Origin of the sequence: Nitrospira sp., from assembly GCA_024760525.1 — a bacterium.
In the GTDB taxonomy this organism is placed as follows: Bacteria; Nitrospirota; Nitrospiria; order Nitrospirales; family Nitrospiraceae; genus Nitrospira_D.
The window spans coordinates 2,737,232-2,763,989 of sequence record CP060499.1 but is presented as its reverse complement, the minus strand read 5'-3'; the positions used below and the strand labels follow the sequence as shown (position 1 = coordinate 2,763,989).

The window sequence follows — 26,758 nt, the reverse complement described above, 5'->3', positions numbered from 1 at the left end:
TTCCTCATTCTTGCGCGCCATGAAAGCTGGGAACGTAACGTTGGTGTGTTACCTCAAACTCTGACGTTCCAGTTTCGCTGACTGTCCCATCCTTTGCGCTTCCCGCATCCTTCCTAGCGCGATCGATTCCTCAGTCTCCGCCGCTTCAATGCCAGAGCGCCGACCACGGTCTTGTGAGGGTACCCTCATAGACCGATCTTGAGGCTTCAGCCTGTTGCCTTGCTGATAGAGGTGACCTCCCGGTCCCAGATCGGGATCGTCGTCTGTCGAGGAGATGGTGGGCTGTTCAACAAAGGGAGGTCATCATGAAGCTCTTTACGATGATGCTGATGGGACTCGTGTTCGGAATGTCAGCACTTGCTCTGGCGAATCCGGTAATGCTGCCCAAGCATCCCGGGTATCCGTCAAGGGGAGAGTTTGCAAACGATACGGGTCGGAAAAACTTGACCTACAGCCAGTCTATGGAGGAGGCCGCGAGGTCCGGAGATACAACCGTGAGCACCGTGCTGATCGATCCTAAGGGTCCCGAGACCCACGAGATCCAAGTTGTCGAACCATTGTCGAAAGGGGCGGCTGAACAACCGGCGAAAAAGGACATGCGGATACAAAAGAAATAATACAGAAGCGTCGGGACGGACAGCAGCCATGGGAATATTTCGAGCAATCGTCGGTGGATGGAGTGAACGTGATCGCGTCGGGCCTTGCGGTCATGTTCCTACATGTTAGGCCATGCACGAAGGAGACAGCCATCATGAACAAGCACTATACGATATGGCGAGCAATCCTGATTGCCGCGACGGTGATTGGCCTAGCGGGGATTGTGGGTGAAATGGTTTGGAGCGCCGATAAAGGGAAATTCAACGCAGCGGATGTCATTACCGTGGCCACCTCCGCCAAGATCACGATTCAGGGGGCGGCAGAGTCGGCGTTGACCAGTGTCGCAGGACAGGTGATTGAGGCGAAATTGGAGAAGAAGGCGGACAAGACCGTATGGATGGTCGACATCCTGACCGCCAAAGAAGCGATTATGACGGTCTATGTCGATGCCGTTTCAGGATCGATGATGATGACCGAAGAAAAGGTGCCTCAGAAGAAGGCGGTTCAGGGCCAGACCTCATGACATGGTTTAGTGCAGGATCTGGTCGAGGAGAGAGGGGAGCAGATCTTAGAACAAGCATCTTGTAAGACGGGGGTTGGAAAGAGACGAGTACGGAACGCTTCTACGAAGTTCTTGGAAAGGAAAGGTCTAGACGTCAGCCTGTGCCACCAATCTGCTCGATTGTGCTGGTGCTTTCCCGGTGAAGGAGGGGCGACATGATTCTGTATGTGCTGGTTCTTGCAATCGTTATTGGATTTCCCTCAGCGGGCTTCGCCCAATTTATGGATAGAGGTGAGTATGTGGAGGTGTCCAAAGGTGTGAAGCTGTGTTCCAATGCTACCCTAGATACCTCGAACGGAATGTTTGATCCGAAGAATCGTTTCTGGCGGGTCACGAGCAAAGCGCGGTTGAATGGCACGCAAACCGTGGACGCATTTGTCGTCGAAAGTTCATACGATCGCCAAAGCGGCGAGACAACGATCGAGGAACGTCGATACGATGATAGCTATGCCACACTGTTTAGGAGGGCCTTGGAGCATAAGGGCATGCTGTTGATGGTCAGTCCAAGAGATGGTCAGGTTGAAGCGACAGTCGAGATTTGCCAAAAAAAGAAATAGGGTTTCGGGTCCGGTTGAGATGATTAATAGAGTGCCCGGGATCGCGGTGCCATAGCAGACGAATCTTTGCTAGGGGAAGGAGGCACGTGGACCAGGCCAAATGAGGTATGGTGGTTTTTTCATCGATTCGACGGAACCGGGATAGAGTCGAAGGGCGTAATGGTAGGCCTGTTCTTGGGCGCTCATGCAGGTCGAGGCCGCAAAGTGGTTCGAGACGACTTGAAACGCCGCGCGGTCGTCTGTCTTGACCACTGCGCTGTACAAGGCGCAGGAGAAATCTCCACCTACTGAACACTGTGTGCTGATCAACAGGTGCGATCCGTCCGCAAAGGTCAGAAGCGGATCCAAGTTGGTGCGACTCATGAGTGTGTTCCCTCTCGCCCGGTTGGGCAGGCCTCAGGTATGAGCGGATACATGTGGCGTGACGAAGAGTCGCAAACGATTGCCTTCGAACAGCGCACCTTCCAGGGCGACGACCGCGCTGAGGGCTTGGTCGCCCGAGCCCATTTCCACAAATCCATAGCCGGCCGATTTCCCGCTGTGTTTGTGTCGCACGACATAGGCGCGCGCGACGGTGCCGTAGACCCCAAACAGGTCGCGGAGGTGACAATCGGAAGCGGCGTCCGAGAGGCCACCGACATACAATACGCGTTTATTCAAGATCGTCCTCCTCTTGCGCCAAGCGATCGTCGGTACTGACAAGTCTACTGCTGATCTTGGGGCTCAAAATAGGCATACACCAAAACGCTGATGACTCCCGCAAGGTACAGCAGGATTACCAGAGCCAGAGGATTGTGTGCGAACCATTGGACGAAGTTCTGAAAGAGGGACATAGGCCACTATTCCTATGGAGCGTGTCTGCTCAGTGGCTTCGCAGCGCTTGCTTCTCGCTCCGGCTGGTGTCGGTTTCTGTCTAACGACTTGGTTTTCCAGACGATGAACGCAAGCGAGTCTCCTCTCCGAAGCGCTGTCTCGCCAACGAGGCGACTTCCCGTCTGATGACTTCGATTGAGGATTCGTTGTTGGCCAAATCGGGATCAGTCAGTCCCAGCAGTTGCCAGCGGATTCTCGGCTTATGGGCGGACTTCTTCTTTCCAGTTTTGCGACTCCGAATCGAAGAGAGATACATAAACACTCCTTCTGTGCGGGCTTTGGTCAGGGCCACACCCAGCGAAGAGCCCGGCAGCCCTGTTTTTATGCCGACAATGGTTCTCACCTGTGAAAGACAGCGGGTGCCATTCAATCAGATGAGCGTCAGAACGTGATACTACAGACTGTTGCGCAAAGACTGAGATTGAGTACGGGGAGTGCGCGGAGAGGAATACCTTTAAACGATGGATGACTCTAACACGTATCTTATGAAGGAGTCAAAACCTCAAGATTGACTCACGTTGCGTTGAGACGGACGATACCCTGTGTGTACGGCGATGTCCTGCTCTCTCGCATCTATTGAAGAAGAGGTTGACGCCGAGAGTGCCATGCTGTATGGTGACGTTGTATTTCACTCGTGGCAGTCCGGCGAGGAGATGCTCAAACTATAACGGACTTCGCGATCGCATCGCGACCAGGTCCAGTTTGGAGTTGCACCCTGCCCGGTTGTCTCTCCCCTCGGTTCTCTGATCCCGTCATCATGCGATCAAACTGAAAGGATATCGTAGTGGATACGTCTGTTCACGCTAATTTTCACGCTCTCGGTTTGTCCGAGGCACTTTTGCAGGACTTGACTGATGCCAAGTTCGCTTCACCGACACCTATTCAAGCACAAGCCATCCCACCTGCGCTCGCCGGGCGGGACGTCATCGGGTGTGCCCAGACCGGGACAGGCAAGACCGCAGCGTTTGTGATTCCGATCGTCGAACGGCTCGCTGGGCTGCCGAAGAGCCAGCCGCAGGCGCTGATTCTGGCACCGACACGTGAGCTTGCTTTACAAATCTCAACCACCATCGAGAAGCTCGGGCGGCGTCGCCGCATCTCGGCCACGGTGATCGTGGGAGGCGCAGACATGCAAGCTCAGGTGCGAGGCTTGCGGCAGCGACCGGATATCTTGGTGGCGACGCCCGGCCGACTCCTCGATCATATGTGGAACGGCACAATCTCGTTGTCGGCCATTAAGGTGTTGGTGTTGGACGAGGCAGACCGGATGCTGGATATGGGGTTTGCGCCTCAAATCAATCAGATACTTGATGCCTTGCCGCAAGAGCGGCAGACATTATTGTTCTCGGCTACGCTACCGACCGATCTCGCCCGATTGATTCACGCAAGCGTCAGCAATCCCGTTCGCGTGATGATTACACCGTCCGCAACCACCGCCGATGGCGTGACGCAGGCGATTCATCATACGTCGCACGACGCGAAAGGCGACCTGCTTTTGTCGCTTTTGGGGTCGGACAAGGATTCGGCGCTCGTGTTTACCAGAACAAAGCACCGTGCCGATCGGCTGGGCCGCATGTTGAATAGTGCAGGACATCGCGTGGCCGTGCTGCACGGGGACCGAAGTCTGTCGCAGCGGCGCGCGGCGCTGGAGGGATTCAGGCGCGGATCATTTCGTGTACTGGTTGCAACGGATATCGCCGCTAGAGGCATCGATGTGGCGAACATCGGGCACGTCATCAACTTCGATCTGCCCAATTGCCCCGAGGATTACGTCCATCGTATCGGCCGCACGGCCCGGATGAAGACGACCGGCCGCGCCACAAGTTTCGTCACAGGTGAAGACCGCCATCAACTGCGAGATATCGAGCGTCTGTTAGGGTATGCGGTGCCGCTTGCTTCCGGAAGCGCGGCTCCCTCATCGGCGATTCCTTCTGAAGGCCGACACGCTCGCCGGAACGATCGTCCCTCGCAGAGTCAGTGGAAGCGGCCACGGCATCACGGCCACTCGAACTCCACTCGGCCTCGAGCTGAAGCACCCTTGTCCACGGCCCCGACCGCAATACGTTCATAAACTACGAAAATAGTTCGCAGAACCCACCACGTGAGATAGAGTGCTTCTTACGTGGTGAAGTTCTATGCAGACTGTCCAGCAACGGGAAGTGGTTGTTGACGAGGTCCGGTGATACCGGTGTGTTCGCATGCTCATGGCGAAAGGGTAACTCAAATGGATGAGCCGATCTACAAGTCAGGCAGCGTGTCTGTTACGCAGCAACTGCGCAGGCACCCCCGTATTCGCGTCATGGCTCCATTTCCGTGTTTCTTAACTCGCGTCGGCGCGATGAGGAAGGCGACTGTCGAAGAGGGGTTGGGCATCGTGTACGACGTCTCTGCAAAAGGCGCGCGTGTGATGACCGAAGCCGTGATCACGCCCGGAGATCGTATCGCGATGAGTTTGCGGTTGCCCAATCAGACAAAATCAATGTGTATCGAGGCCGCTACGGTGCGGTGGGGAAAAGAACACACCTACGGTGTGGAGTTCGAGGGCATCTCTCCGAGCGACGACAAGTATCTCCAGAGCTTCATTACTCATCTGTCGAAGTCCGGACCGACGGTGATGGTCTGACCTTCTCAATCGCTACCGCAATCACTCAACGATCGTCGCCTTCCGGCAGATACACAAACTGCTTCCGGAAGGTGACGACCTTCACGAGGTAATCCCTCGTTTCCTGATACGGCAGGTTGCTGCGCAACCGGTCATAGACCGCCGGTGGCTCGAGGCTGTTGATTTGATTGAGGGCGGCTGCGGAGTCGTTGGCAAATGACTTGAAGACGTTCCGTGGGCCGGTATTATACGCCGAGATCACGCAGTATTCCCGAGAGACTTCATTGTCGATCTGTTCGAGCAGATTATACGAGAGCACATTGAGATAGGCGCTGCCGAGTTCGATATTATTCTCGGGATCGAACAGATAATCTCGTGAAGGAATCGTATCCGTGCCTTTGGCTTTTCGATAGGCATCACGGCCTCCGCTGGTCGGGACCAGCTGCATCAAGCCATACGCCGGGGCGGAGCTTACCGCAAAGGGGTTGAAGTTGCTTTCTGTTCTGATCACGGCAAAAATAAGGCTGGGACTGATCTTGAACTGCTCGGCAAACCGGGTGACGGTCGCCCGATACTTGTCCGCCTGCCGGTTCGAGAAATTGGCCACCATCTTGATCTCAGCGATCAGAGACTGCTTGGTGACTCCATTCTGGTCCACAGGTCTCGTTTTGGCGGCGGTCTCGAGGGTTGATGCCGCGAACGCTTCGGCTTGTGCGGGAGTGCGGATCGGCTGTCCTTGTTGATCCAGCACCAAACCCAATAAATAGGGAGGCCTGTCACTGGTCAGCGTGACCGGCTTGTCGGAAAAGAGATCGACGGAGCGCGGGTCGTCGGGTGTGAGCAAGGTCGTGACGATCGCGTTCTTCAAGCTCTCCTTCGGCGCCTTGTCGTCCAAGGTTTCCACTACGATCGACCCGCTGTCGAAGTCGACGATGGTACGACTCATATAGTTCTGGGTGTATTTCACATATTTCTTTTGTTCCGGGACCTTCACTTCTTTCTCGCCCCAGGTTTGCCGCACCCGTCCCGTCAGCGCGGTCATAATGGTGTTGAAGTCACGCTGGATCGTCCGGAGGTCCCTGATCACGGCCTGGGGGTCTCGCTGATAAGCATCGACGCGCTCTTTGAGGATTTGCTTGGGATCTTTGCCTGTCGCGACGTCGAGGAGAGTTCTGCTGGTGCGGCTGCCGAGCACGCGGTCGGCATTCGTCAGGACACGATCGACTGATTCGCATCCGGCGAGAAGGATCAATGAGGCGAGGAGGAGTTTGGATACCCGCATCGGCCGACTGTCCAAGTTAAACGGGGCCGCATTCTACACGGTTGCCGCCGAAAAATGAAAGGGTGATATCAGGAGGCGGATCGAATCGGAAGTGCTATTTGATCGCGACGGCTTTGACTTCTTTATAGGTCGTATGGCCCTGCAAGACTTTTTGAACGCCGTCTTGAACAAGCGTCGTCATTCCTTCTTCGAGTGCCGTTTTCAGCATCTCTTCGGTGCGAGCCTTTTGTTGTACCATTCGTTTCAATTGGTCCGTACCCAAGAGGAGTTCATGTAGAGCGACCCGGCCCTTGAAGCCGGATCGGTTGCACGTCTCGCAGCCCTTGCCACGGGAAAGCCGAAAGGTATTATCCTGTTTGATGCCGAGCTTATCCCAATATTCAGCCCCGTATCCGAGCCGGAGTTCTTCATACTCCTCCTTGGTTCCGATGTACTGCTCTTTGCATTCTTTGCAGATACGGCGAGCGAGACGTTGCGCGAGCACGCCCAGCATGGCATCGGCGAAGCTGAACGGGTCACAACCCATATCGAGTAGACGCGTGACCGTTTCGACGGCGCTGTTGGTGTGCAGTGTGCTCAATACCAGATGGCCGGTCAGTGACGCTTCGATGCCCGTGTCGGCGGTTTCTTTGTCCCGCATTTCTCCCACCATGATGACGTCGGGGTCGGCCCGGAGAAAGGCGCGCATCGCGTTGGCGAACGTGAGACCGATCTTCGGCTGGACCTGCACTTGGCGCAGGCCATACTGCGTAATTTCGACCGGATCTTCCGCCGTCCATATCTTAATGTCGGGGGTGTTGATGTTGCCGAGTACCGAGTGAAGGGTGGTGGTTTTCCCGGAGCCGGTCGGACCGACGCACAGAATGATGCCGTAGGGCTTTTCCGAAATCTCCTTCAGCACTCTAAGGTTCCGATCAGAGAACCCCATCTTGTCAAGAGGCAGCGGCTCGCTTGCCGCCAGGATACGCATGACCACGTCCTCGTTATAGCCGGCCGTGGGGAGCGTCGCGACGCGGAGTTCGATCTCTTTCGTCTCCGAAAGCTTGAACTTGATCTTGCCGTCTTGAGGTTTGCGGCGCTCGGCAATGTCCAGGCTCGCCATGATCTTGAGTCGCGAGACGATGGCGCGGCGGTAACTCTGAGGGATCTTCATGTATTCGAAACAATCCCCATCGACTCTGAAACGCACGAGCGTTTCGCGCTTTTCTCCATAGGGCTCGATGTGAATGTCCGATGCATTCTGACGGTAGGCATCGGCGATGATCTGGTTGGCCAGACGGACGATCGCGCTGTCGTTTTCGTCCAAACCTCCGGCTCCGGCGGAATCCTCCATCGCCTCGGCTTGTGCCTCGGTGACGAGTTCGCCGAGAATATCGGACACGTTTTCATCGAGTTTCCTCCCTCCAGGATCGGTTTGTCCGGTGGCGGAGGTTAGAAATTGCGCGATGTCGCGGCGCAGACTGACGGCAAAGCGAATGTTCAGCCCGGGAAACGTTCGTTTGATGTCTTGGACTCGGTCAAGATCTCCGGGATCGTCGGTGAGAATCTCGATGGCCGTACGGTCTCGTTTGAGCGGCATCCAGTGGTTCTTTTTGAGGTAGTCGACATTGAGGTTCTTGAGCAGCTCCACATCGACCAGGGTCCGCTCGCTGTACTCGATATACGGACACTTATAGAACTGGGCGAGCGATTTGCCGATATCGATCTTCGGGACTTTGCATTTTTCGATCAGGATGCTCTCCAGGTCGCTCATCCCTTTTCGGGAGTCCGCAATAGCTTGGTCGAGTTCATTCTGTGTAATTCGGTTGTTGCTGACCAAGAGATCGAATTTGGTGGGGTTCTTTTTTGAGATCTTCCGAAGATTGAAGAAGGCGATTCCAAGCGCTTTCGCGATTTCGTCGACGGCCTCTTCATCTTTGCGGGTAAACCGACTTCCGCTTTTTTTATTGAGAAGTTGCAGGACTCCCATCAGGTATTTGTTGTCGGCGACAATGGGATACGTCAGAACCTGTTTGGTTTTGAATCCGGTGCGTTTATCGTAGGATGTGTCGTGAAGCAGCGACGGATGGATCGCTTGGAGCTCCATCATGTTGTAGGCGTCGGTGATATTGACGGGGCGGAGATATTTGGCGCAGAAACCGGCGAGACTCTGCTCGGTAATCGGGATGCGGACTTCCTCGACGCTGTCGATATGCGGAACTTTGGAGAAGATTTCTTTCTTTTCAGCGTCAAATGCGAAGAGCGTCAGGTCTTCTGCGTCGAACAGACTCAGGATGTCCTTGTGCAAGTCCAGAAGGATTTGATCAAGATTGCTGGCTGCATGAACCTGGGTGGTGATCCGTTTGACGTGCTCGGCGTGCTCGACCTTTTGCTGCAGCTCCTGGAGGTTCTGAGTCATCGGCTTGGCTTGCATCCGACTGCGCTCTCTCTGAGGTCGGGACGTGAACCGATAAGATTGTACGCTTAAACAGTAGACCCCAGCCGGAACAGGTCACAGGGTTGTGAATTGAGCTTCAGTCTAGCCGAACGGCACGAGAAGGCAAGGAAAACGCGGTTTCCGCCGGTCGAGTTCGGAAAAAATCGGAAAGCCGTGCGAGGCCGGAGCGCTGAGGAATGGCTCACGCAGAGGTTGAATCGGATTCGTGTGAAAGTGTCCTGAGATGCGCGATGAGATCACCGGGCGCGATGCGGGTTTTGATCCCGCTTCTTCGAATTTTGATCTCCACAATGCCGTCTGCAAGACCTTTGTCGCCGACGACCACCTGGAACGGGATGCCGATCAGATCAGCATCGTTGAACTTGACGCCTGCGCGATCGGTTCGGTCGTCCCATAATACTTCGAACCCTGCAGCCGTGAGGTCGGAATAGAGACGTGCGGCGGTTTCGGTGGTCTTTTCCGATTGGCTGACCGTCAGGAGGTGCAGATGAAACGGCGCGATGGGAAACGGCCAGATGATACCCTTCTCGTCATGATTTTGTTCGATCGCAGCGGCGGCGGTACGACCGACGCCGATGCCGTAGCAACCCATAATGGCGAGGCGCTCCTTGCCTTGCTCGTCGAGGATGGTGGCGTTCATTTTCTGGCTATACTTGGTGCCCAGTAGGAACACTTGTCCGACCTCAATGCCTTTGGCAAGCATCAACTTGCCGGATCCGCGAGGGGAAGGATCGCCGGTTTGCGCATTCCGAAGGTCGGCAAATTGTTCAACGGTAAAGTCGCGCTCAAGATTGGCGTTTTGGTAGTGAGTATCGTTTTTGTTGGCCCCGATCACGACGTTTTTCAGTCCGTTGACGGCGTGGTCTGCCAGGAGTCGTACCTTCTCTAAGCCGACCGGCCCGGCGAATCCGGGAGCGGCTCCCGTCAGTTGCTGTACCGTCGCGGGATCGGCCAGCGCAACATCGTTTATCTTGAGCAGCCGCGCCAACTTCACCTCGTTCAGCTCATGATCGCCTCGGATCAGCACGGCGATGGTTTCCGATCCGGCCCGGTAGATCAGTGTCTTCACCAATCGTCGTGGTGCAATCTGCAAAAAGGCGGTCACGTCCTCCACCGTCCGGCGCTGTGGAGTCGCGATGGGAGTCAGGGGAAGAAGGGGCGCCGCATCGACCTCAGCGGGAGGGAGCACTTCGGCCCGTTCAAGGTTGGCGGCATAAGATCCCTGGTCGCTGTATGCCACCGTCGCTTCTCCGGTATCGGCCAGGACCATGAACTCGTGCGAAACATCTCCGCCGATTAATCCCGTGTCGGCTTCAACCGCACGAAAGGTGAGGCCGCACCGCGTAAAGATCCGGGTATAGGCGTCGTACATCTTCTGATAGCTGATCTTGGCGCCGGATTCGTCGACGTCGAAACTATAGGCATCTTTCATGATGAACTCACGTCCCCGCATGAGCCCAAAGCGAGGACGGATCTCATCCCGGAATTTGGTTTGGATCTGGTAAAAATTCAGCGGGAGTTGGCGGTAAGAGCGTACTTCACGGCGGAACAGATCGGTGATGACTTCTTCGTGTGTCGGCCCCAGGCAAAAATCACGCTCGTGGCGATCCTTGAAACGCAGGAGTTCCTTCCCGTAATAGTCCCAGCGGGCCGTCTCTTTCCATAATTCGGCAGGAGACGCGATCGGCATCAGCAGCTCCTGAGCGCCGGCTCGGTTCATTTCCTCGCGGACAATCTGTTCGATCTTGCGGATCACGCGAAGTCCGAGCGGAAGGTACGTGTAAATGCCGGCAGCGACCTTCCGGATCAGGCCGGCGCGCAACATCAGTCGATGGCTGACGGTCTCCGCTTCTCCGGGATCGTCCCGCAGCGTGGGAATCAACAATTGAGATGTTTTCATGAAAGTTTCAGCGGGAGAAGATCCGTTCTAAGTCATTCCAGAAGGCGAAGATCATCACACCAACCAGCAGCACCAACCCGACCTGTTGGGCCACCTCTCGTTGCCGTTCGCCGAGTGGTTTGCGCAGGATGCCTTCAATCAAGAAAAAGAGCAAGTGGCCGCCGTCGAGAATGGGGATCGGCAGCAAGTTGAGGACCCCGAGATTGATGCTGAGGATGGCGATGAGGAATACGACGCTGGAGGCGCCTTGCGAGGCGGCTTCACCAGAAATATTGGCGATGGTCAACGGCCCGCCGATATTTTTGCTTGAAATGTCGCCCACGATCATTTTGTAGAGGCCAATCGTGGTCAGTTCGGTCCAGCCCCACGTGGCTTCCAGCCCTTGATAGACAGCTTCGGCGGCGTTGTCGGAACGCATCAAAGACCGACCCGGACCGGAGATGCCGATTTTCCCCACCTCCAAAGTCTGTCCGTTAACCGTCATTTTTTCGCTGGTCGGTGTGACCGTCAACGCAGTGCGTTTTCCGTCGCGGAGCACCTCGACTTGCAAGGGCTTCTGCGGGTGTTCCCTCACCTGGGTGGTCATCTGCGCCCAGGTATAGATGGCTTGACCGTCTATCGTGGCCACCCGATCCCCGGGCTGGAGTCCCGCTGCAGCCGCGGGCGACCCATGCATGACTGAGGTGACTAACGGTGGGGTTTCTTCAATGCCGATCGTATACAGCGGTTCGTCTCCGGCCGCACCATCTCCCGCCATCGGCACCGGGGTTGCCGTGAAGGTTTTCAGTTGCCCCTCCCGTCGGACTTGGAGGGAGACAGGTTGCCCTTTGCTCTTGGATACGACATCCAGCAGCTCGGTTTTGGTCGAGATGTCTTTGCCGTTGACACCGACCACGCGGTCGCCGACCTCTATCCCCGCGACCGATGCGGGAGAACCGGGAACAAGCGCCTCGACATCGGCGCTCAGATCGCGGAATGTCGGGACAAAAAGCGGGGCGCCGGTCGACAGCCATCCGGCGAAGATCAAATACGCCAGAATGAAATTAAACCCGGGTCCGGCTGCCACGATGAGGACCTTTCCCCATAGACCCTGATGCGAAAACGACCGCCGGCGGTCGTCAGGGGTCGTCGCTTCCGTTTCGTCTTCACCGAACAATTTGACATAGCCGCCGAGCGGGACGGCCGATACGAGATACTCGGTTTCGCCGACCTGGCGGCCGAAGAGTTTCGGGCCGAAGCCAAGCGAAAACTTGAGGACTTTGACTCCAACCCATCGGGCGGCTAGAAAATGGCCGAGCTCATGGAAGGCGACCAGCACGCCGAGCACCACCAGGAACCACCAGGCCTTCTGGAGGAGAAGCCACAAGGTATCGGGGGACCAGGCAAATGCGGACGTCATCGGAACTCCCTGTCGAGTGGTTGGCCCTTTACTTTAACATTCGCCGCGTGAAATACAAAACGATTGTCAGCGAGGCAACGCATGCACCAGCGTTTCCGCCTTCTCCCTCGCCCATCGATCCGCCTCCAATGCGTCATCCAGGCAGGTAATTTCGCGATGGGGATGCGCCTCCATCGTACTACGGATGACTTGAGCGATTTCGATGAAGCGAAGCCCGTGGTTCAGGAATGCCTCGACGGCAATTTCATTCGCGGCATTCATCGCGGCGGGCATGGTCCCGCCGATTCGAAGGGACTCGTACCCGAGATTGAGACAGGGAAAGCGATCATGGTCGGGCTTGCAGAACGTCAAGTGTCCGATTTCCGTCAGATCCAATGACGGGAGGTCGAGAGCCATCCTGGCCGGATAGCGCATGGCGTACGAGATAGGAGTTCGCATATCCGGAAGTCCCAACTGAGCGATGATCGAACGGTCTTTATATTCTACCAGAGAATGAATGATGCTTTCCCGATGAACCATGACGTCGATATTGGACTCGGGGATATTGAAGAGCCAGCGGGCTTCCACGATTTCCAAGCCTTTATTCATCAGCGTGGCCGAGTCGATGGTGATCTTGGACCCCATCTTCCAGTTTGGATGCTGCAGGGCTCGTTCGGGGGTCACGTCCTGAAGCTGTTCTTGCGGAAGTGTCCAAAGGGCTCCGCCGGATGCGGTGAGGATCAGTCGCCGGACATCTTCAATCCGATGTCCTTCCAAGGACTGAAAGATCGCGCTGTGTTCGCTGTCGACCGGAAAAATCCGGACACCATGTTGCCGGGCTTCATCCTGCATCAACTTGCCGGCCATCACCATCGGTTCTTTGTTGGCCAAGGCGATGTGCTTTCCGCTGCGGATTGCCGATAAGGTCGGTACGAGGCCGGCCGCGCCCACGATGGCGGAAATCACCAGTTCGGCATCCAGCCCGGATGCCACCTGTACGATTCCTTCTTCGCCGGCCATGATCTCAACCGGAAGTCCGGCACAGCGCTTTTGGAGCACGGCTGCGGAGGACTCCGTCGAGACGGCGACGGCTTTGGGTCTGAACCGGCGGATCTGCTCTTCAAGCTTGTCGATATTACTGCCGGCCGTCAGCCCGACGACACGAAATTCATCGGGAAATCGCTGAACGATATCGAGCGTATTGGTTCCGATCGATCCGGTCGACCCCAAGATGATAATCGACTTCATAACCTCTCCTCTCAATTCTATAGAGACGGCGACAGGCCGCGGACGCAGGCGACATAGTAGTAGAAGGTGGGGGCGGTGAACAAGAGACTATCGAGCCGGTCCAACATACCGCCGTGGCCCGGCAGGATCCCCCCGGAGTCTTTGACTCCCGTCCGACGTTTGATCACCGATTCGAACAGGTCTCCAATCAGCCCCGCTCCGGTCAAGAGCGCGCCGAGAATCAACGCATCCGACAATGAAAGCTGGGAGGCAAACCACTGCTGAGCCAGGAGTGCGGCCATCACGGCGAGCGCGAGTCCTCCGAGTACCCCCTCGACGGTTTTCTTTGGACTGATCGACGGGATAAGCAGGTGTTTCCCCCAGAGCGTTCCGGTGTAGTAGGCGCCGGTATCGGAAGCCCAGGTGACCGCCGCCAGGAAGAGGACCAGGAATTCGCCGGACGGCAGTGAGCGGGTCGAGACCACGGTGCTAAGGGGAAAGCCGACGTAGAGCACGCCGAAGAGGATGATCAGCGCATCTTTCCATCGATGCTCCGCCGATGGAGCGACGAAGAATACGGCCGTGCCCACGACGAGCGTACCGGCGATCAACAGCTCCGGCAGGCCGAGGGATACATGAGAGTGCGCGAGTACCATCACAAAGGTTGCCAACCCGATGCCGACGAGAAGGCGGTTCAAGCGTGATTGGAAACTGAGGCGATACAGTTCCAACAGGGCCATGGAACCGACGGCGATCAAGAGGAGCGTCAAGGCCCAGGGAGCAAGATAGGCGATGATGACATACACGGCCGGGATCAGCGCCGCCGCGGTGTAGAGACGCCGAAGATCGAATCGTCGAGTGCGTGCTGGTGAGGTGGTCACAGATATCAAGCTGTGGGCAATAGCGTCGGTAGTGAGGGGATATCCCACAAGGATTAGGATGACACGGTGCTTAGGACTCGGCCAAAACGACGTTCCCGTCTTTGATATTCGATCAACGCCAGCAGAAACTCCCGTCGTCGAAAATCCGGCCACAAGGTCGGGGTGAAGCACAGTTCCGTGTAGGCCAGTTGCCATAAGAGAAAATTGCTGATCCTGGTTTCTCCGCTCGTCCGAATGAGTAAATCAGGGTCCGAGAGCGGATGAGTGTACAGGTACTGTTGGATCGTGGTTTCATCGACCAAGCTCGGTTGTACGGTTCCGGCCTGGACGTCCTCGATCAATGTCTTCACCGCATCGACGATCTCGGCTCGCCCTCCGTAGCTGAGAGCGACCGTGAGGATCAATTTGTCAAGATGTGAGGTCTCCTTCTCGGTCGTGCGGACCCAGTGTTGGGCCGATGAAGGAAGAAGATCGTGGCGGCCGATAGCGCGGAAGCGAACACCCTGCTCGATGAGACTGGCACGCTCGGTAGAGAGGTAATGTTCCAAGAGACCCATGAGCGCGTTGATTTCTTGCGTGGGGCGGTTCCAATTTTCCTGCGAAAACGCATAGATGGTGAGGGCATGGATGCCGAGTTCCAGACACAGAGTAATCATCTCCCTCACGGAGTTGATGCCTTCCCGATGGCCGGCGATGCGAGGGAGACCGCGAAGCTCCGCCCAACGCCCGTTGCCGTCCATGATCACCGCTACATGTTTCGGGAGGAGTTCCGGCTCCAGCTTGGCGGTCAGCTCACTTTCAGAGAGGTGGGCGAGGCTTGAGGACGGCTGGTGTGCCATAGAGTTTTACGCAAGCTCCTCATGTCCAAAGTGAGAGGAACTGCGGTGGCCAAAGTCTACTGGTGGGGGTATGGAATGTCAAACGATAACTCGGTAACTACTTAGAAATGCGTGGTGTGAGGAATCATCGCATTGCGACTGCGGAAATGATTGGGCTATACTCGGCCAGCAGCCGACAGACACGGAGAGGAAACCTTACCATGCCCGAGCCGGTCCAATTGACGAACTTTGGTGTCACCGAACTTGAAGCCCAGCATGCACTCGACCGGTTGAAGGTTCGGGATGTTGATTATGCGGACCTGTATTTTGAGTCACGGACGTCAGAGTCGGTTTCCATGGAAGAAGGCATCGTCAAACGCGCCGCCAAGAGCGTCTCCCAAGGAGTCGGGGTCCGGGCGACCGCAGGCGAAAAAACAGGATTCGCGTACTCGGATGAATTAACGAAGAGAGATCTGGAAATTGCGGCCGATACGGCCCGCTACATCGCTAATTCTCCGAAGGGAGAGTCTCCCGTTCCAGTCCCCACACAGCGACGACCGACGAGAGACCTGTATCCCATCGAACGAGCGACGGCCGAGGTAGCGACCACCGATCGTGTGGCGCTGTTGAATGAAATCGATGCTGAGGCTCGGCGGTATGACCCCCGTATTAAGAACGTGATGGCCTCGTTCAACACGGAATATAAGGTGGTGGCCGTTGCGACATCTGACGGGACCTTAGTCGGTGATATCCAGCCGTTGTCACGCCTCCAGATCACCTGCATCGCTGAAGACCATGAGAATCGCCAAGTCGGAAGTTTCGGTGGGGGAGGCCGGGTTGGGTTCGAATACTATCGAGAGGACGACCGCCATTTAAGCTATGCCCGAGAGGCCGCGAGAGAGGCGATCCTGAACCTTTCCGCCGTCGACGCTCCAGCCGGGGTGATGCCAGTGGTCTTGGCCGGAGGGTGGCCCGGGATCCTCTTGCATGAGGCGATCGGGCATGGACTGGAAGCCGACTTCAACCGCAAGAAGACGTCGGCCTTTTCAAGCTTGATCGGAAAGCGCGTGGCGTCGGACGTGTGTACCATCGTCGATGATGGGACGCTCCCGTTCCGCCGCGGCTCGTTGAATATGGATGATGAAGGAACGCCGACCAGCTGCACGACGCTCATTGAAAAGGGCATCCTTCGTCGGTATATCACCGACAAGCTGAACGCACGTCTCATGGGAATACCCCTGACGGGGAACGGCCGGCGGGAGAGCTATCAAAGCGTGGTGCTTCCCCGGATGACGAATACCTTCATGCTGGCCGGCGAATCGGATCCTCAAGATATCATCCGGTCGGTCAAGAAAGGGCTCTATGCCGTTTCGTTCGGAGGGGGACAGGTCGATATCACCAACGGGAAATTCGTGTTTTCGGCGAGCGAAGCATATCTCATCGAGGACGGCCGAATCACGAAGCCGGTGAAGGGAGCGACGTTGATTGGGAATGGGCCGGAGATCCTTACCAAGGTATCGATGGTGGGACACGATCTGAAACTCGACAACGGAATCGGGACGTGCGGCAAAGACGGCCAGTCGGTGCCGGTCGGGGTCGGCTTACCGACCATCAAGATTGAGGAAATTACAGTCGGCGGAACCCAGGGATAGAAAGGCTTCACTCATAGTAAGACCATGCTCCAGACGTACACTCATTTAAAGGAGACAGGAAACGGCTACGCGCAGCTCGCTGCCGATGTGCTGGCTCGAGCCAAGGCGTGCGGCGCAACGGAAGCCGATATTGTGGTGGCCGACGGCGAGACCTTTTCGGTCCAAGTGCGGGTGGGCACCGTCGATCGATTGACCAAGGCGCGAGAGAAGCGGCTGGGCTTGCGGGTGTTCATCGGGAAGCGATCGGCGACCACGTCCACGTCCGATTTCTCACAGGAATCTCTCGAACGGCTCGTGGCAGACACCTGCACTCTAGCCGGCGCTGTGGTTGAGGATGATGTATCAGGATTGCCTGACGCCGCGCAGATGGCCACAGACCAGCCGGGTCTCGATCTCTATGATGGGACCGTGCTCGATACGGAAACTCAGATCGATTGGGCCAAGCGGGGGGAAGCGGCGGCCTTCGCGGCCGACCCGCGCGTGACGAATTCCGAAGGAGCGGAGTTTGATTCGTCGTCAGGACGAGTGGTTCTGGCGAACAGCCACGGGTTCGTCGGTTCCTACAAGAGCTCGAACTTTTCACTCTCCGTGTCTCCGATCGCGACCGAGTCCGGGACGGGCGCCATGCAGCGTGATGCCTGGTACGAGGTGCAGCGCAAGTTTGCGCGGCTGGCCTCGGCCGAGTCGATCGGGCAGGAAGCCGCTCGACGAGCGGTTCGCCGCCTCGGCGCGCGCAAGGTGGCGACGAAGCGGGTGCCGGTGGTGTTCGATCAAGATACGGCCGGGAGCCTGCTGGCTAACTTGTGCAGTGCCGTCTCCGGCTATGGCCTCTACAAACGGGCTTCGTTTCTTCTCGACAAACTGGGCCAGCCGATCGCGTCCGATCGGATGACCATCTATGACGACGGGAGGATGGTGGGCGGGTTGGGGTCACGTCCCTTTGATGGTGAAGGGTTGGCCACGAGAAAGAACACGATCGTAGAACGCGGCGTGCTGAAGAGCTACTTGCTCGACACCTATTCCGGAAAGAAACTGGGACTGCCTTCGACCGGGAACGCGTCGCGCAGCGTGGGCGAAAGTCCTTCCGTCGGCCCGACGAACTTTTATCTCGTTCCCGGATCAAAGAGCCCGCAGGACATCATCGGGTCGGTGAAGGAAGGGCTCTATGTTACCGAGTTGATCGGGTTCGGAATTAATATGGTCACGGGTGATTATTCACGGGGAGCCTGCGGGTTCTGGATCGAAAACGGGGAGTTGACCTACCCGGTTGAAGAAATCACGATCGCCGGAAATTTGAAACAGATGTTCAAGGACATCGAAGTGATCGGGGACGATCTCGTGTTCCGGGGGCGCATTGCGAGCCCGACACTGAAGATCTCCGAGCTGATGGTGGCCGGAAACTGAACACGTGCTGAGACCCGAGTGCTGACTCCTGAGTTGAGGATCGCACGTCCGCTGCAGTCTCCAATTTGGAATTCACCACTCAGCATGCAGGACTCAATTTCAGCACTCGCGAAGGCGCGGAGGTGACTCATGGCTGAATCCATCCGAGAAACGACCGTTCAGTACCCAAGTGGAAAAGCGGTGACGATGCGGGCATTCGTCGCGGCTCCTCACACCAAGGATAAGCGACCGGTCATCATCATCGTTCAAGAATGGTGGGGACTCACAGACCACATGAAAGATATCGCGAGGCGATATGCAGGGGAGGGTTACGTTGCGATCGCTCCCGATCTCTATTCGCGCCTCGGCCATCCACTCACCACCGATGCCGCGGAAGCCGGAAAGCTGATGAATACCCTCAAACAAGAGGATGGCCTCACCGATCTGAATGCGACGGTGGACTATCTCAAGTCAGTTCCCGAGGTCGATGCAACCAAGATCGGTGTGACCGGGTTTTGTATGGGCGGGTCCTATGCGCTGATGCTGCCGTGCGTCAATCCGGACATCAAAGCGGCGGTGCCCTTCTATGGCCAGGTGCCCAATCCCGATACGCCGATTCAGAAGCTGGCTTGTCCAGTGCTGTATTTCTACGGCGAAGACGACGGCTGGATTACGAAGGCCGACGTGCAACGACTGGGGGCGGCATTGAAGAAATACGGGAAAACGGGGGAGGTCAAGACCTATCCCGGTGCGCCTCATGCGTTCTTCCGGGATAACGATCCCTCTGTGTATCGGCCGGACGCAGCCAAGGATGCGTGGGCAAGGACCAAGACCTTTTTCAAGCAGCACCTCGGCTAATAATGTCCGTCAGCTGTATTCTTAATAGTCCAGAGTAACGCCATGCCGCTTGATGCCGATCTCGGGAAGAAAATGCTCCAGCTGATTACCTCGCGCTACGACGATCGGCAGTGGCGGAAGCGAATCGAAAAAACTCTCAGCCTCCCGCAGTCCGGCGTTACGGACCCGATTCAGCAGCAGCTCTTCATGTATCTCAAGCATGGTTTGAAGGCGTACAAGTCCCGCCGAGCTGATCCCGACTCCTGGATCATCGGGGGCTATGCCACGAAGGAAATCATCAATCGGGCGAAATTCCAGCCGCAGCTTGTAGGGTCGTCCATCAAACAAGATGATGTGGCTTTCCTAGGGACTGACCCGGGGACTGACGTCACCGAAGCCTGGTGGGACGAGATGCTGGTGCAGTGGTTCGACGTGCCGGAAGAAGAGAAACCTGCCGAAGAAGAAAGCGGTGAAGCTGCAGATTCAGACTCCTCGCCGACCCTCAAATCAAAAGGCTAGATCTCTATAGGGAATATCTCTGTGGTGATGCGATAACCTGTGTTGATCACCCTCTATTTCACCTAGTGTTTGACCCTTTCTTAGTGTTCCGTTATTCTGCGCCGTCATGGAGATCGACGCCATTCGAGCTTTTATTCGAAATGGCAACTTTTTTGTCACGGACCACGCGCTCGCCGAGGGGTTCAAAGACGGGATTAGCGTGGCCGACATGCTGTATGTCATTCAGACAGGGGAAATTATTGAGCAGTATGCAGATAGAACGCGGTGTCTGATCTATGGACGCAATACGAATGCGATTCCCGTTCACGTTGTGGTAGACTTTGGCGCAAGGCGAACAATGGACATTGTCACCACGTACATTCCTCAACGAGATCAATGGATAAGAAGCCAAGTTCGAAAAAAACGAAAGCGATAGGCAGCAAGGCGTGTCCTGAGTGCGGTTCAGCCATGCGCCGAGGACGGACTACGTTGCACTTCGAACGTGGTGGATTTTACGCTGACGTGGAAAACGTCAATGCAATGCTCTGCGGCCGCTGCGGAGCCAGGAGCGTGCCAGGCAAGACGGCCCTCAAGATCAGCGAGGCGATTGAGCGGCTGTTCCGTGCCGGTAAAGACCTCGACATGACCGGAATTTCCTTCCATAAGCTCGCCAGCTAAATTTTCTCACGAAGCTTCTCGTGTATGATACGGCCGAAAACATAGCAGGTTATTGCAAAAGGCGTTTGTCTTTCCGTTTCCTACACCACGAGGTTCTTGCCCGACGACAACAGCGGGATGTAATACATGGCGACCACTAAAACTCACAAGGGCGTGACCGTTCGTACGGCCGAAGACCTTGGGCGGGCCTTAGGGCTCTCCGCCGCCGACACCGCTGAAATGGAGTTTCGCTCGGAGTTGACCGTGGCACTGGCAAAAATCATTCAAGCGGCACGACTGACTCACGCTGAAATCGCCAAGCGCGCCGGAACAGCGAGAACCCGAGTGACCGCCATTGCGAATGGCAATACACAGGGAGTCTCAACAGATGTGCTGATCCGAGTCCTGGCCGCAACGGGCTATCGCACCGAACTAAGGTTGAAGAAGACGGCAGCGTAACCCACCGCATCGAAGCGCCGGAGATGCTGGTCCAGTGGTTCTGTAAGCTCCCCACAATCGTAGACAGCCAACAGGAGAACGTTCTGGCAGAAGAGCCACCCTAGCCAGGAGGTTCCCCTGCGGCAATCGAAGTTCAGCGAAACGCAGATCGTGTCCATTCTGAAAGAGGCCGATGCCGGCCGGCCGGTCGGTCAACGAGATCTGGCGGCAGCACGGGAGTAGCTCTGCGACCTACTACAAGTGGAAAGCGAAGGACGGCGGGTTGGAGGCCTCGGACGTGAAGCGACTGAAGGCATTGGAGCACGAGCATAGCCGGCTCAAACGGATGTATGCGGACCTGTCTCTGGAGAATGCCGCGCTGAAGGATGTGATCGCAAAGAAGCTCTAAGGCCCGCGGAGCGACGAGAGGTCGTCACGCAGTTAGTGACGGTGAACGGTCTCCCGGTTCAGCGGGCCTGCCGCGCGGTTGGACTAGGACGGGCCATCTACTATCGGCCGCAGCTCGATTGGGCCCGGCGGGATGCGCCGGTCATCGCGGCCTTGACCACGCTGGTCGCGGCGAAGAGTCGCTGGGGCTTCTGGACATGTTGCGATCGGCTGCGGCTCGATGGGCATCCGTGGAATCATAAGCGGCTGTGGCGCGTGTACCGCCAGTTGCGACTCAATCTGCCGCGGCGCACGAAGAAGCGGCTGCCGGGTCGAGTCCGCCAGCCTCTCCTCGTGATCCCACAGCCCAACGCCGTGTGGGCCGTGGACTTCATGAGTGACACCCTCTACGGCGGGCGGCGATTTCGGACGTTGAATGTGCTGGATGAAGGGGTCCGGGAGGGCTTAGCCATCGAGATTGATACGTCCCTGCCTGCCGAGCGGGTGATCCGGGTGCTGGAGCAAGTGGTGAGTTGGCGCGGACGGCCGCAGGCGCTGCGCTTGGATAATGGTCCGGAACTGGTCGCTGACCGATTCATGAGCTGGTGCGCCGAACACGGGATCGAGTTGCGGTACATCCAACCGGGGAAACCAGATCAGAATGCGTTCATCGAACGATTCAATCGCACCTATCGGACGGAAGTGCTCAATGCCTCTGTGTTTGAATCGCTGGATCAGGTGCGAGAGATCAGTGCCGAATGGTTACAGCGTGACAACGAGGAGCGGCCTCATGACGCGCTGGCGGGGCTCCCGCCGGCCGTGTATCGGGCCCAACTTGGTGCCAAAAGTTCTCCTTTGGCAGGGTCCCGTTGACGGGGGAGCTTACAGAGACAACCGAGATTCTGAGTGATCAGAAGTCGATGCGTCCCCTCCGTCGATCCTTGAAACAGGCGGGAAAGGGACACTGGGTGAGCCATAGCTCGGTGTTTGGCCGGGAGAATTGAAACGGCAAGGCTATGAATTTAGAAGCGACCAGGGACCAACGCATTCATCCTCAGGCTGGGCAATGGTCGTCCAGCGAGGCCGCAGCGAGCGAAGGGGCGACGCGTATCCTATTTTTACCCGGCCCACCCATCGCCTGTCGGAACAGGCGTTTACCCAGGTCGGTACGTTGAGCCTCTGAGCGACGCGAGAACAAAGCTGGCGAACTTTTTCACCAGCCTGCTATCCGAACAGATCCATCTGTGCGGGTTGGGGCGATTCGATATTGAGGACTGGTGCGGTTGGGGTGGGGCCCGCGGTAGTTGGTTCAGCTGGTTTGGTGTTCCGATCCAGAAACTCTTTCAACTTCTTGAAGTCTTCTTTCAGCGTGACCAGCAGATTCCCTTGATGAAGGGCGGCTGCCGGGTGGAGGAGCGGAAAGATCACGAAGTCTTTCATGTAGAAGGCTTGCGCTTTTACTTTGGTGATGCCGACTTTGCGTTCTAGTAACGTCTGAGTGGCCCAGTTCCCCAAGGTGCAGACCAGTTTCGGGCGGATCAACTGAATCTGTTGCAGCAGGAACGGTTTGCACGTCTCCACTTCATCCTGTTCGGGATCGCGGTTGTTCGGCGGTCGGCACTTGATGACGTTCGCGATGTAGATCTGGTCACGCGAGAGTCCTGCTGAGGTCAGAAGATCGTTCAGAAGTTTTCCTGCCGCTCCGACGAATGGCTCACCCTTTTGATCTTCATTGAATCCTGGCGCTTCCCCAACAAACATGATACTTGCATGAGGATTCCCGACGCCGAACACGACTTGGCTGCGTCCCAGCTTCGCCAGCTTACAGCGTTGGCAGTCGTGGAGTGATTTGGCAAGTTCTTGGAGAGGGGTGAGTGTCATGCGTGATCAAGTCGAAACAGCCGGTGACGGTATCTTAGAAACGCCGGGCTGTGATGTCAATCGAGATGATGTGGTCAGATTGTTGGAGAGGTGACGATGAACCTTGTACGCCTGGGGACGGTGTTGATTGCCATGATTCCAGCCCTAGCAACCGCGGCCTCTGTGGAACTGGCGGCGTTCGCGGATAGGCTGTTCTGTGAAAAAGTGGTGGCATCGCTGGGAGGGCATACGGGCTCAGACTCCGAACTGTGGAAGACGGTGGAGTGGACGCCGGTCGAGTTGAAAGGCCAGGGACCTGCGACGCGGCGCTGTTCGAGCTTCGACAAGGCCCGCATGGATTTGAACAACGACGGGCGGGAGGATCTCGTGGTAAGGGCCACTTTCTGCATGAAAAGCGTGCCGAGTGACAGCCTCTATGTATTTCCTGCCGACAGTACTGTCCTTGAACAGGCGGGTTGGCAGGATACAGGTCCCTTATTGGCGACTCGTGATAAGTTTGAACGGACCGCCGGGACCTATCCCCTTACTGCGCTTAGGATCGACAAGGCCTCAGCCCCTCCCGCTTTGACGACCGCCTTTTCTCTTCGACCATTTCTTCTCGATGGGACGGCCTATGTCGGTCTCACGGATACCCGACGGGAGTGGATGGTGATCGCAAAGTATCGAGGCGGCGAGCGGTTTGAGGATCTGTGCTATGTGCACCTCGGATCGAATTAATTCGGTAGGTTTTCTCTGCAAAAAAGGCCCCCCAATCATTGGCTCCTCATGCCATCCAACTCCCCCCTCTGATCACGTCGTGTGGCCGGCAATGATCTCCGCACAGCGCCGGGCGCTGACGACACTGCTCTCCAGATTGGCGGGCCATCCGGTGTCGGTCCAGGCTCCTGCGACCAGCAGATTTTGGATCGGGCTTTGTTGAAGCGGCCTGAGCCGTGCCGCTCCAGGCGCGAGCAGCAGGGCGGCGTGGCGCTCGCGAAAGATTTCCCGGGATGTCAGGTTTTCCTTGGTCAGGGTAGGGAACAACAGGCCAAGCTCGGTGATCGCTGCCTCGACTAACTGATCGGAATCCCATTCTGTAAGGGGGCTTTCGACGGCGGACAGCCGATAACGGATTTCGCCGGCCGTGAAGGATGTTGCGGTGAGCTGTTGAAATGGTCGGCCCGGTAGCAAGAGCAGTCGAGGAGATTGGACGGTTGCCCGGGAGGTCAGTTGGACGACGATCTCGCTCAGGCTGTTCAGTTCGGTTACTTGCGCAAAGTAGGCGTAGCGCGTCAGCAGTCGATCCGGCAAAAGAGCAAGCAGGTGCCGGTATGAAAGCGCGACGATGTACCATTGCGCCTGCAGCGTTGCGCCGTCGTGGAGCCGGATGTCGCTCACTCCGTTCTGCCCAAACCGGAGGTGCGGCCGATGTGCGAGGGGAAGAATCTGCGCATTGTTTTGCTGGAGTACCTGTTTCATCGGTGCGATGAACCGGTGGCCGACGGATCCGGAGAGGTGTGTGAGTCTGGCGTCCGATGCGTCGCTGAGAAATACGGTTGAAAGCAACTGGACGAACGTTGCGGCGGAGAGACGTGCCAGCGTATTGCCGGTCAACCATCGAGCGAGCGGGTCCCAAATCCGCTCTCGTGCTTCGGGGCTCTGCCCGGTTGCCGTCAACCACTCGTCTGCGGTCCGGTTCTCCAAGTCTGCCGGGAGCGTGTGTGCTTGTTCCCAAATTTGTTCGACGTGCGAGAAGAGTCTCCACCGATCCTGCCAGGCAAGACCGTGGAAACTGAAGAGACTCATCATCCATTGGAAGGCTCCGGGAAGACGGGCGGACTGATAGGGAACAACGCGCCCATCCGGCAGGCGAAATTCGAGAGGGATGGTGCGGTCCGCCTCCGAAGCGCGGTCCTTCTCCAGGGTGTCAAGAATACGCCTGGTTTCCCGGTGGCATCCAAGCAGAATCGGCGCGGCTTCGGATGCATTGGTCCGGAATCCATCGAGCCAGTCCGGATGATCGAGCAGGGTCACGTGATAGCCGTGTTGATGCAGATGGTACGCCGTCGTGAGGCCGGCCAGACCTGCGCCGAGAATGAGCACCGTGTGTGAGGATGGAGCGGTCACGAGAACCGGGAACGGAACCAAATCCGTAAGGCGATGACCACCCGCTGGGTCGTGGTGAGACTGAGCCGAGGTCCAAAGACCTGATAGTTCGACTGTTCGATTTGTTCCAGAATCCGGCTGTAAATGCCGCGCATGATTTCCGCAACCGTCAGCGCCCGGCGTTCGGAAGGCGGCAGGCCCATGAGGGCCGCATCGGCTTTTTTATAATAGTGGTGAGCTCGGGAGGCTTCATACTCCATCAACGCCCGGAATTCCGGGGAATCGTTTCGATTCAGCATGGCCTTTTCAGGGTAGTTCCATTTTCGCAAGTCCTCCAACGGCAGGTAAATCCGGCCGTCGGCGGCATCGGTGCCCACATCACGAAGGATATTCGTCATTTGGAAGGCCATGCCGAGTGCCACCGCATAGTCCTGCGCGCGGGCGGACGTGACGCCGAATACATGCAAGCAAATGAGCCCTACGACGGAGGCGACGCGGTAACAATAGAGGGACAACTCGTCGAACGTGACGTAGCGATTGTTGAAGAGATCCATCTCGACGCCTTTGATCAACTCTTCAAAGTACGCTTTGGGAATCCCCATCGTCTTCACATGATGGGCCAGACTGACCATGATCGGGTCGGTCGGAGTGCCCGAATATACGGCGTCAAGCTCGTTCCGCCAACGCTTCAGTTCGTCTTTCGGGTTGCTGCCGGCGGCCGGTTCATCGACGGCGCTGTCGACAGCCTTACAGAAGGCATAGACCGTATACATGGCCTCACGTTTCGCTTTGGGAAGGAACAGAAACGAATAGAAAAAGTTGCTGCCGCTTTTCTTCGTGTAGGCCGTGCAATAGGCCTGCGCTTCCCTGACCGTCATGATGTGCAGCCCCCGGCGAGTATGTCGGTCTCAAGCTTGATCGCTTTTGCTGAGTCCACGCGATGATCAGGATCCGGGTGCAGAATTGCAGCGAGCAGCTCCACGCCATCCACAAGTCGAGGGCCGGGGCGGCTGAAATACGATGCCGCATCGACGACGTACACATTCGGCCAGTGGTCACACGCGCGTCGCCATGCGTCCCGAAGCTGCCCGGTCTGCATGAGTTCGTTGACGGTCCGATCGACGGAATAGCCGCAAGGCATCACGATGATCACGTCGGCTTGTGCGGCTTCCACCGCGCGCCAGGAGGTTTCGTAGGAAGGAGCATCTTTAGACCCAAGGACATTGAAGCCACCAGCCAAGTCGACCATCTCCGGCACCCAATGACCCGCGACGTACAGAGGATCCAGCCACTCCAGGCACACCACGCGGGGACGCGAGCGAATCGCACTCATTTGTCCGTGCACGCGGTTCAATCGTTGACGAAGGCCGTTTGCAAGCGCCAGTCCCTCGGCGGGACACCCTGAGGCCCCGGCGATCCGTTCAATATCATGGATCATCTCTTCCAACGTCGTCGGGCCCAGCGTCAGCACGTGGGGTCGGTGTTGAAGCGACTGGATGGCGTGTGTGAGTTGGTCGGGCGTCACGGCGCAGACGTGACACAGGTCTTGTGTGAGAATCAGATCGGGTTGAGCCTGATGGAACGCCTCCTCGTTCAGTCGATAGAGCGGGCTTCCTGCAGCCACCAGTTCCTTGACCCGCTGATCGATGGCCTGGCTTGTTGTCCGGTGCGCCTCGACCAGCGGATCGATCATCACCGGAACATCTCGAACTGAGTGAGGAAAATCACATTCATGGCTGATACCGACGAGCTGATCGGCCAAACCGAGGGCGGCGATCACCTCTGTGGCTCCGGGCACAAGTGAGCAGATTCTCATGATGGTGTCG

27 protein-coding genes and 1 pseudogene are annotated in these 26,758 nt (G+C 57.0%); 14 read left to right on the top strand and 14 right to left on the bottom strand.

The window, feature by feature from the left end:
* The first annotated feature begins 305 nt into the window (after positions 1–305).
* From H8K04_12975 to H8K04_12965, 3 genes are all read left to right on the top strand, one after another.
* Positions 306–617 (top strand): hypothetical protein, encoded by a 312-nt coding sequence (locus H8K04_12975; protein ID UVT14749.1) that lies wholly within the window; start codon positions 306–308, stop codon positions 615–617.
* Between the two features lie 134 nt (positions 618–751).
* Complete coding sequence (locus tag H8K04_12970; GenBank protein ID UVT14748.1) at positions 752–1,120, top strand: PepSY domain-containing protein; 369 nt, start codon at positions 752–754, stop codon at positions 1,118–1,120.
* 194 nt (positions 1,121–1,314) lie between these two features.
* On the top strand, positions 1,315–1,716 hold the full coding sequence (locus tag H8K04_12965) for a hypothetical protein (GenBank protein ID UVT14747.1): 402 nt from the start codon (positions 1,315–1,317) through the stop codon (positions 1,714–1,716).
* 69 nt (positions 1,717–1,785) lie between these two features.
* Here the strand turns inward: H8K04_12965 and H8K04_12960 are convergent, their stop codons facing one another.
* From H8K04_12960 to H8K04_12950, 3 genes are all read right to left on the bottom strand, one after another.
* On the bottom strand, positions 1,786–2,079 hold the full coding sequence (locus tag H8K04_12960) for a hypothetical protein (protein ID UVT14746.1): 294 nt from the start codon (positions 2,077–2,079) through the stop codon (positions 1,786–1,788).
* A gap of 33 nt (positions 2,080–2,112) precedes the next feature.
* Positions 2,113–2,403: an RNA-binding protein gene (locus tag H8K04_12955; protein ID UVT17973.1), complete on the bottom strand. Its 291-nt coding sequence runs from the start codon at positions 2,401–2,403 to the stop codon at positions 2,113–2,115.
* Between the two features lie 226 nt (positions 2,404–2,629).
* Positions 2,630–2,845, bottom strand: a complete 216-nt coding sequence (locus H8K04_12950; protein UVT14745.1) for a hypothetical protein — start codon at positions 2,843–2,845, stop codon at positions 2,630–2,632.
* 528 nt (positions 2,846–3,373) lie between these two features.
* Between H8K04_12950 and H8K04_12945 the strand changes: the two genes are divergently transcribed.
* Positions 3,374–4,660 carry a DEAD/DEAH box helicase gene (locus tag H8K04_12945; GenBank protein UVT14744.1) on the top strand — a complete coding sequence of 429 codons (1,287 nt, stop codon included), beginning with the start codon at positions 3,374–3,376 and terminating at the stop codon, positions 4,658–4,660.
* Between the two features lie 153 nt (positions 4,661–4,813).
* Entirely contained in the window at positions 4,814–5,212 is a 399-nt protein-coding gene (locus H8K04_12940) for a PilZ domain-containing protein (protein ID UVT14743.1), read from the top strand.
* 25 nt (positions 5,213–5,237) lie between these two features.
* Here H8K04_12940 and H8K04_12935 read toward each other — a convergent pair whose 3' ends face one another.
* The 7 genes from H8K04_12935 to H8K04_12905 all read right to left on the bottom strand — a co-directional run bounded on the left by H8K04_12935 (position 5,238) and on the right by H8K04_12905 (position 15,135).
* On the bottom strand, positions 5,238–6,473 hold the full coding sequence (locus H8K04_12935; GenBank protein ID UVT14742.1) for a DUF3393 domain-containing protein: 1,236 nt from the start codon (positions 6,471–6,473) through the stop codon (positions 5,238–5,240).
* A gap of 94 nt (positions 6,474–6,567) precedes the next feature.
* Positions 6,568–8,886 carry a GspE/PulE family protein gene (locus H8K04_12930; protein ID UVT14741.1) on the bottom strand — a complete coding sequence of 773 codons (2,319 nt, stop codon included), beginning with the start codon at positions 8,884–8,886 and terminating at the stop codon, positions 6,568–6,570.
* 205 nt (positions 8,887–9,091) lie between these two features.
* Entirely contained in the window at positions 9,092–10,810 is a 1,719-nt protein-coding gene (locus tag H8K04_12925; GenBank protein ID UVT14740.1) for a proline--tRNA ligase, read from the bottom strand.
* Between the two features lie 7 nt (positions 10,811–10,817).
* Positions 10,818–12,209, bottom strand: coding sequence for an RIP metalloprotease RseP (gene rseP / locus H8K04_12920; GenBank protein UVT14739.1), 1,392 nt, complete (start codon positions 12,207–12,209; stop codon positions 10,818–10,820).
* A 66-nt stretch (positions 12,210–12,275) separates the two neighbouring features.
* A complete protein-coding gene (locus H8K04_12915; GenBank protein ID UVT14738.1) occupies positions 12,276–13,436 on the bottom strand; it encodes a 1-deoxy-D-xylulose-5-phosphate reductoisomerase in 1,161 nt (386 codons plus the stop codon).
* Between the two features lie 17 nt (positions 13,437–13,453).
* Positions 13,454–14,296 (bottom strand): phosphatidate cytidylyltransferase, encoded by an 843-nt coding sequence (locus tag H8K04_12910; GenBank protein UVT14737.1) that lies wholly within the window; start codon positions 14,294–14,296, stop codon positions 13,454–13,456.
* Positions 14,297–14,349: 53 nt separating this feature from the next.
* Complete coding sequence (locus H8K04_12905; protein UVT14736.1) at positions 14,350–15,135, bottom strand: isoprenyl transferase; 786 nt, start codon at positions 15,133–15,135, stop codon at positions 14,350–14,352.
* 200 nt (positions 15,136–15,335) lie between these two features.
* Between H8K04_12905 and tldD the strand changes: the two genes are divergently transcribed.
* The 8 genes and pseudogenes from tldD (at position 15,336) to H8K04_12865 (ending at position 21,839) form a co-directional block, all read left to right on the top strand.
* Positions 15,336–16,766 carry a metalloprotease TldD gene (gene tldD / locus H8K04_12900; GenBank protein UVT14735.1) on the top strand — a complete coding sequence of 477 codons (1,431 nt, stop codon included), beginning with the start codon at positions 15,336–15,338 and terminating at the stop codon, positions 16,764–16,766.
* Between the two features lie 24 nt (positions 16,767–16,790).
* Positions 16,791–18,170: a TldD/PmbA family protein gene (locus H8K04_12895; GenBank protein ID UVT14734.1), complete on the top strand. Its 1,380-nt coding sequence runs from the start codon at positions 16,791–16,793 to the stop codon at positions 18,168–18,170.
* A gap of 129 nt (positions 18,171–18,299) precedes the next feature.
* Complete coding sequence (locus H8K04_12890; protein UVT14733.1) at positions 18,300–19,007, top strand: dienelactone hydrolase family protein; 708 nt, start codon at positions 18,300–18,302, stop codon at positions 19,005–19,007.
* A gap of 42 nt (positions 19,008–19,049) precedes the next feature.
* Entirely contained in the window at positions 19,050–19,505 is a 456-nt protein-coding gene (locus H8K04_12885) for a hypothetical protein (protein UVT14732.1), read from the top strand.
* Positions 19,506–19,611: 106 nt separating this feature from the next.
* On the top strand, positions 19,612–19,920 hold the full coding sequence (locus H8K04_12880) for a DUF4258 domain-containing protein (GenBank protein ID UVT14731.1): 309 nt from the start codon (positions 19,612–19,614) through the stop codon (positions 19,918–19,920).
* A gap of 32 nt (positions 19,921–19,952) precedes the next feature.
* The gene (locus tag H8K04_12875; protein UVT14730.1) at positions 19,953–20,162 is read left to right on the top strand and encodes a hypothetical protein; all 210 of its coding nucleotides are present in this window, start codon (positions 19,953–19,955) and stop codon (positions 20,160–20,162) included.
* Positions 20,163–20,288: 126 nt separating this feature from the next.
* Complete coding sequence (locus H8K04_12870) at positions 20,289–20,600, top strand: XRE family transcriptional regulator (protein UVT14729.1); 312 nt, start codon at positions 20,289–20,291, stop codon at positions 20,598–20,600.
* A 117-nt stretch (positions 20,601–20,717) separates the two neighbouring features.
* Positions 20,718–21,839 (top strand): annotated as a pseudogene (locus H8K04_12865) (IS3 family transposase).
* A 351-nt stretch (positions 21,840–22,190) separates the two neighbouring features.
* On the opposite strand, the gene H8K04_12860 reads toward H8K04_12865, so the two are convergent.
* Complete coding sequence (locus H8K04_12860; protein ID UVT14728.1) at positions 22,191–22,847, bottom strand: uracil-DNA glycosylase; 657 nt, start codon at positions 22,845–22,847, stop codon at positions 22,191–22,193.
* 96 nt (positions 22,848–22,943) lie between these two features.
* Here H8K04_12860 and H8K04_12855 point away from each other — a divergent pair, with 96 nt between their 5' ends.
* Entirely contained in the window at positions 22,944–23,564 is a 621-nt protein-coding gene (locus tag H8K04_12855) for a hypothetical protein (protein ID UVT14727.1), read from the top strand.
* Between the two features lie 72 nt (positions 23,565–23,636).
* On the opposite strand, the gene H8K04_12850 is transcribed toward H8K04_12855, so the two are convergent.
* The 3 genes from H8K04_12850 to H8K04_12840 are packed head-to-tail and all read right to left on the bottom strand — an operon-like array spanning position 23,637 to position 26,748.
* Positions 23,637–24,953, bottom strand: a complete 1,317-nt coding sequence (locus H8K04_12850) for an FAD-dependent oxidoreductase (protein UVT14726.1) — start codon at positions 24,951–24,953, stop codon at positions 23,637–23,639.
* Positions 24,950–25,810: a presqualene diphosphate synthase HpnD gene (hpnD, locus tag H8K04_12845; GenBank protein UVT14725.1), complete on the bottom strand. Its 861-nt coding sequence runs from the start codon at positions 25,808–25,810 to the stop codon at positions 24,950–24,952. The genes H8K04_12850 and hpnD overlap by 4 nt, the downstream gene beginning before the upstream one ends.
* On the bottom strand, positions 25,807–26,748 hold the full coding sequence (locus H8K04_12840; protein UVT14724.1) for a cobalamin-binding protein: 942 nt from the start codon (positions 26,746–26,748) through the stop codon (positions 25,807–25,809). The genes hpnD and H8K04_12840 overlap by 4 nt, the downstream gene beginning before the upstream one ends.
* Positions 26,749–26,758 lie beyond the last annotated feature (10 nt).

Excerpts from the sequence above, each read along its gene's own strand:
- H8K04_12975 (UVT14749.1), top strand. The coding sequence starts at position 306 with ATGAAGCTCTTTACGATGATGCTGATGGGACTCGTGTTCGGAATGTCA.
- H8K04_12970 (UVT14748.1), top strand. The coding sequence starts at position 752 with ATGAACAAGCACTATACGATATGGCGAGCAATCCTGATTGCCGCGACG.
- H8K04_12965 (UVT14747.1), top strand. The coding sequence starts at position 1,315 with ATGATTCTGTATGTGCTGGTTCTTGCAATCGTTATTGGATTTCCCTCA.
- H8K04_12960 (UVT14746.1), bottom strand. The coding sequence starts at position 2,079 with ATGAGTCGCACCAACTTGGATCCGCTTCTGACCTTTGCGGACGGATCG.
- H8K04_12950 (UVT14745.1), bottom strand. The coding sequence starts at position 2,845 with ATGTATCTCTCTTCGATTCGGAGTCGCAAAACTGGAAAGAAGAAGTCC.
- H8K04_12940 (UVT14743.1), top strand. The coding sequence starts at position 4,814 with ATGGATGAGCCGATCTACAAGTCAGGCAGCGTGTCTGTTACGCAGCAA.
- H8K04_12935 (UVT14742.1), bottom strand. The coding sequence starts at position 6,473 with ATGCGGGTATCCAAACTCCTCCTCGCCTCATTGATCCTTCTCGCCGGA.
- H8K04_12930 (UVT14741.1), bottom strand. The coding sequence starts at position 8,886 with ATGCAAGCCAAGCCGATGACTCAGAACCTCCAGGAGCTGCAGCAAAAG.
- H8K04_12925 (UVT14740.1), bottom strand. The coding sequence starts at position 10,810 with ATGAAAACATCTCAATTGTTGATTCCCACGCTGCGGGACGATCCCGGA.
- rseP (UVT14739.1), bottom strand. The coding sequence starts at position 12,209 with ATGACGTCCGCATTTGCCTGGTCCCCCGATACCTTGTGGCTTCTCCTC.
- H8K04_12915 (UVT14738.1), bottom strand. The coding sequence starts at position 13,436 with ATGAAGTCGATTATCATCTTGGGGTCGACCGGATCGATCGGAACCAAT.
- H8K04_12905 (UVT14736.1), bottom strand. The coding sequence starts at position 15,135 with ATGGCACACCAGCCGTCCTCAAGCCTCGCCCACCTCTCTGAAAGTGAG.
- tldD (UVT14735.1), top strand. The coding sequence starts at position 15,336 with ATGCCCGAGCCGGTCCAATTGACGAACTTTGGTGTCACCGAACTTGAA.
- H8K04_12895 (UVT14734.1), top strand. The coding sequence starts at position 16,791 with ATGCTCCAGACGTACACTCATTTAAAGGAGACAGGAAACGGCTACGCG.
- H8K04_12890 (UVT14733.1), top strand. The coding sequence starts at position 18,300 with ATGGCTGAATCCATCCGAGAAACGACCGTTCAGTACCCAAGTGGAAAA.
- H8K04_12885 (UVT14732.1), top strand. The coding sequence starts at position 19,050 with ATGCCGCTTGATGCCGATCTCGGGAAGAAAATGCTCCAGCTGATTACC.
- H8K04_12880 (UVT14731.1), top strand. The coding sequence starts at position 19,612 with ATGGAGATCGACGCCATTCGAGCTTTTATTCGAAATGGCAACTTTTTT.
- H8K04_12875 (UVT14730.1), top strand. The coding sequence starts at position 19,953 with ATGCGCCGAGGACGGACTACGTTGCACTTCGAACGTGGTGGATTTTAC.
- H8K04_12870 (UVT14729.1), top strand. The coding sequence starts at position 20,289 with ATGGCGACCACTAAAACTCACAAGGGCGTGACCGTTCGTACGGCCGAA.
- H8K04_12860 (UVT14728.1), bottom strand. The coding sequence starts at position 22,847 with ATGACACTCACCCCTCTCCAAGAACTTGCCAAATCACTCCACGACTGC.
- H8K04_12855 (UVT14727.1), top strand. The coding sequence starts at position 22,944 with ATGAACCTTGTACGCCTGGGGACGGTGTTGATTGCCATGATTCCAGCC.
- hpnD (UVT14725.1), bottom strand. The coding sequence starts at position 25,810 with ATGACGGTCAGGGAAGCGCAGGCCTATTGCACGGCCTACACGAAGAAA.
- H8K04_12840 (UVT14724.1), bottom strand. The coding sequence starts at position 26,748 with ATGAGAATCTGCTCACTTGTGCCCGGAGCCACAGAGGTGATCGCCGCC.